This is a genomic window from Streptomyces sp. NPDC004561 (genome assembly GCF_053602155.1).
Genome location: NZ_JBSGDB010000637.1, coordinates 1 through 4,224 on the forward strand (window position 1 = coordinate 1; position 4,224 = coordinate 4,224).

Here is a 4,224-nt window from a genome sequence, read left to right on the forward strand (position 1 = left end):
GCCGGCGTCGTCGTGGCAGCCGCCGGAGCCGCCGTCGTGGCAGCCGCCGGCCACCCGGTGCTCCGGCAGGGTCACCTGGTCGGCGCCCTCCACCTCGAAGCCGGCGTCCGCGACCATCTCCAGGTCGGCCTTGCCCGCCTGGCCCTCACTGGTCAGGTAGTCGCCGAGGAAGATGGAGTTGGCCAGGTGCAGCGCGAGGGGCTGCATCGAGCGCAGATGGACCTCGCGGCCGCCCGCGATGCGCACCTCCACGTCCGGGCAGACGAAGCGGACCATCGCGAGGATCCGCAGGCAGCGCTGCGGGGTGAGGTTCCACTCCTTGGCCAGCGGGGTGCCCTCGAAGGGGATCAGGAAGTTCACCGGAACGGAGTCGGGATCCAGCTCGCGCAGCGAGAAGACGACGTCCACCAGGTCCTCGTCCGTCTCGCCCATGCCCGCGATGAGACCGGAGCAGGCGGACAGGCCGGCCGAGTGCGCCTTCTGCACCGTGTCCACCCGGTCGGCGTACGTGTGGGTGGTGGTGATGTCGCCGTAGGTGGACTCGGAGGTGTTCAGGTTGTGGTTGTAGGCGTCCGCGCCCGCCTCGCGCAGCCGCTCGGCCTGGCCGTCGGAGAGCAGGCCGAGGCACGCGCACACCTCGACGCCCTCGTTCTGGTCCTTGATCGCCTTGATGGTCTCCGAGACCCGGTCCACGTCCCGGTCCGTCGGACCGCGACCGCTGGCCACCAGGCAGACGCGCTTGGCGCCGCCCGCCAGGCCCGCGGCGGCCGCCTCGGACGCCTCGCCGGGCTTGAGCCAGGTGTACTTCAGGATGCCGGCCTCGGAGCCGAGCCGCTGGGAGCAGTAGGAGCAGTCCTCCGGGCACAGGCCGGACTTGAGGTTGACGAGGTAGTTCAGTTTCACGCGCCGGCCGAACCAGTGCCGGCGCACCTTGCCGGCCGCGGCCACCACATCGAGCAGGTCGTCGTCGGAGGTGGCCAGTACGGCGAGCGCTTCCTCGCGGGTCGGCAGCTCGCGCCGAAGCCCCTTGTCCACCAGCGTGTTCAGCAGGTCCATGAGGCCCGATCCTGTCCTACGGAGCCGCTCCGGGCCAAGGAGAGTTTGCACAACGGAGACGGTTCACCGTGTGGGTATTGCCACACCCTGGGTGGCCGGTCGTGCCGCTAGTGTCTGTCCGCTACCTACAAAAGCACCGGAGGAGTCATGGCGTTCGGCTGGATCGAGGAGCAGGCTCGGGCGCGCCGCGGCGCGGGACTCGTACGGACCCTGCGCCCGCGCCCCGCCGACTCGCCGCTGCTGGATCTGGCGAGCAACGACTACCTGGGCCTCGCCCACCACCCCGAGGTGACCGAGGGCGCGGCCCGGGCCGCGCGGACCTGGGGCGGCGGCTCCACCGGCTCCCGGCTGGTCACCGGCACCACCGAGTTGCACACCGAGCTGGAGCGCGAGCTGGCCGCCTTCTGCGGCTTCGAGGCGGCCCTGGTCTTCTCCTCCGGTTACGCCGCCAACCTGGCCGCCGTCACCGCGCTCGGCCCGCACGACTCCCTGATCGTCTCCGACGCGGGCAACCACGCCTCCCTCATCGACGGCTGCCGGCTCGCCCGGGGCGCCACCCAGGTGGTCGGGCACGCCGACCCGGAGGCCGTGCGCAAGGCCCTCGCCACGCACGAGGGAACGGCGATCGTCGTCTCCGACACGGTGTTCTCCGTCGACGGGGACCGGGCGCCGCTGGCCGCACTGGCCGAGGCGTGCCGGGAGCGCGGCGCCGGACTGGTCGTGGACGACGCCCACGGTCTCGGCGTGCTCGGCGACGGCGGGCGCGGCGCGCCGTTCGAGGCCGGACTCGCGGGCGCCGAGGACGTGGTGGCCACGGCCACCCTGTCCAAGTCGCTCGGCAGCCAGGGCGGAGTGGTGCTGGGCCCGGCCCCGGTGATCGACCATCTGGTCAACGCGGCCCGGACGTTCATCTTCGACACGGGCCTCGCCCCGGCGGCGGCCGGTGCGGCCCTCGCGGCGCTGCGGCTGCTGCGCCGCGAGCCGGGGCGGGCGGCCCGGGCCCGGGAGGTGGCCGCGGACCTGCACGCCCGGCTGACCGCCGCGGGTCTGGAGGCGGTGCGTCCGGACGCCGCGGTGGTCTCCGTGCGGGCTCCGTCCCCGGAGCAGGCGGTGCGCTGGGCGGCCGACTGCCGTACGGCCGGCCTGGCCGTGGGCTGCTTCCGACCTCCCTCCGTGCCCGACGGCATCTCACGCCTGAGGCTGACCGCCCGTGCGGACCTCTCCGGGGCCGAGATCGAACGCGCTGTACGGGTGATCGGCGAAACGCGACCATGAGTCGGCGTGACACGGCCGTGTCTCGCACAGGACTGACAAGAATTGACCGAATCTGATCAGAGAGTGGTCACGAAGTAGGCCCAGCTGGCGGTGGAGAAGATGAGCGCGGGTCCGGCCGGAGCCTTCGAGTCGCGCACGGCGAGCAGTCCGGACCAGGGGCCGGAGTGCGGCCGGGCCGTCTCCACGCAGTTGTTGGCTCCCGTGCTGTAACTGCTGCGCAGCCAGCGCACGTCGTGCAGGTCGGTACTGGCAGGGACGTTCCGAGGCATGGCTGACATGGTGCCTCCTTACGCGCCGTCACCTATCCCGGCGATGTAGTCCAACGAGTCCTCGGGGGAAAGGGCGTGGTTCTGAAGGGTGTTGAAGGCCTCGGAGTAGGCCATGAGGTCTTCTTTCCGCTCCAGGTAGAGGCTACTCGTCAGCTGGTCGAGAACAACCACGTCCAGATCAGAAGTGCTCGGAAATGAGAAGATAACGAAAGGCCCGGTGAGGCCGACATGCGCTCCCGCCCCGAACGGCAGTACCTGCAAACAGACTTGGGGCAGACGCGCGGCCTCCGTCAGCCGCTCCAGCTGGCGGGTCATCACCTCGTGACCGCCGACCTCGCGGCGCAGCACCGCCTCGTCCAGGACCGCGCACAGCTCCAGCGGCGGATTCGAACGCAACACGTCCTGCCTGGCCAGACGGACCTCCACCAGCGCGTCCAGGCGTTCCTCGTCCAGGTCGTTCACGGCCGCCCGGGTCACCGCGCGGGCGTACTCGGCCGTCTGCAGCAGGCCGGGCACGACCGTGGTCTCCAGGGTGCGCATCGCGCCCGCCTGGGACTCCAGGCTGATGAAGTCACGGTAGGTGGGCGGCAGCACCCCGCGGTAGGCGTGCCACCAGCGGTTACGGTCGCCGGCGTCCTCGGACCCCGCCAACATCAGCAGTAACTCGCGCAGTTGGACGTCCCGCACGTCGTATGCGTCCAGGAGCAGGCGCACATCCCCCGGTTTCACGCCACTGGCGCCCGTCTCGATGCGGCTCACCTTCGACTGGTGCCAGCCGACCATATGGGCGGCCTCACCACTCGTGAGCCCAGCGTCGGTACGCAGCGTGCGCAGTTCGGCGCCCAGTTTGCGGCGGCGTACGGCAGGCCCGTTCTGCATGGGCTCCTCCTTACTCCTTCCGGGCCGCCCAAATACGGTCTCGCGTCGTAGAGTTCACCGCTTCGAGCGACAGATATATGCACATCTTGGTGGATCGCTCCCCGTGACCGGCCCGGTGGTGGCAATCTGGCGAGCAAGCACCAGTCCGGGACCGTACTCGAACCATCCGCTCCGTGTCGGACTGCGCTCCCGTGGGAAAGGGACGACCTCGTCATGGCAGACCATCTGGAAGCATCCGTCACTCTGCCGAGCGATCCCGCCTCGGTCTTCGCCGCCCGCTCCTACGTCGTGAGCACGCTGGCGGAGTGGGGCCTGCCGTCCGACACCGAGCTGGCCGACACCGTGCGACTCATCGTCTCCGAACTCGCCACCAACGCCGTACAGCACACCTTCGGTCAGTCGCCCACCTTCACGGTGGACATCGCCCTGGACCGCGACGAACACCTCCGCGTCGGCGTCACGGACAGTCATCCGCGCTTCCCGAAGAGACTGCCCGCCGCCGTCCAGCAGGACAACGGGCGCGGCATGGTCATCATCCGCTGGCTCACCGCCGAGTGCGGCGGCAAACTCCGCATCCGCCCCACCCGCGAGGGCGGCAAGACGGTCTCCATCGAACTCCCCTGGGCGGTCCCGGCCGAGCCGGTCGCGACGGCGGGGCAGCAGGAACCCTAGCCCGGCGGCCCGGACGTTCAGCCCCCTGCCGCCCGGCCCGCAGGATCCGGCGGCGTACGGCGGGCGGCAGGGC

At 70.9% G+C, this 4,224-nt stretch carries 5 protein-coding genes; 2 read left to right on the forward strand and 3 right to left on the reverse strand.

Translation table 11 applies throughout. The features are described 5' to 3' along the window. Window positions 1–1,056 (reverse strand): biotin synthase BioB (bioB, locus tag ACWEN3_RS42520; RefSeq protein WP_452982913.1); only part of this gene is annotated, 1,056 nt, incomplete at its 3' end. 147 nt (window positions 1,057–1,203) lie between these two features. On the opposite strand from bioB, the gene ACWEN3_RS42525 reads away from it, so the two are divergent. Further along, entirely contained in the window at window positions 1,204–2,331 is a 1,128-nt protein-coding gene (locus ACWEN3_RS42525) for an 8-amino-7-oxononanoate synthase (RefSeq protein ID WP_452982916.1), read from the forward strand. A gap of 56 nt (window positions 2,332–2,387) precedes the next feature. On the opposite strand, the gene ACWEN3_RS42530 is transcribed toward ACWEN3_RS42525, so the two are convergent. Then, a complete protein-coding gene (locus ACWEN3_RS42530) occupies window positions 2,388–2,609 on the reverse strand; it encodes a DUF397 domain-containing protein (RefSeq protein ID WP_452982919.1) in 222 nt (73 codons plus the stop codon). Window positions 2,610–2,618: 9 nt separating this feature from the next. Then, complete coding sequence (locus tag ACWEN3_RS42535) at window positions 2,619–3,479, reverse strand: helix-turn-helix domain-containing protein (protein ID WP_452982922.1); 861 nt, start codon at window positions 3,477–3,479, stop codon at window positions 2,619–2,621. A 213-nt stretch (window positions 3,480–3,692) separates the two neighbouring features. Between ACWEN3_RS42535 and ACWEN3_RS42540 the strand changes: the two genes are divergently transcribed. Beyond that, a complete protein-coding gene (locus ACWEN3_RS42540; protein WP_452982925.1) occupies window positions 3,693–4,151 on the forward strand; it encodes an ATP-binding protein in 459 nt (152 codons plus the stop codon). The last annotated feature ends 73 nt before the right edge of the window (window positions 4,152–4,224 follow it).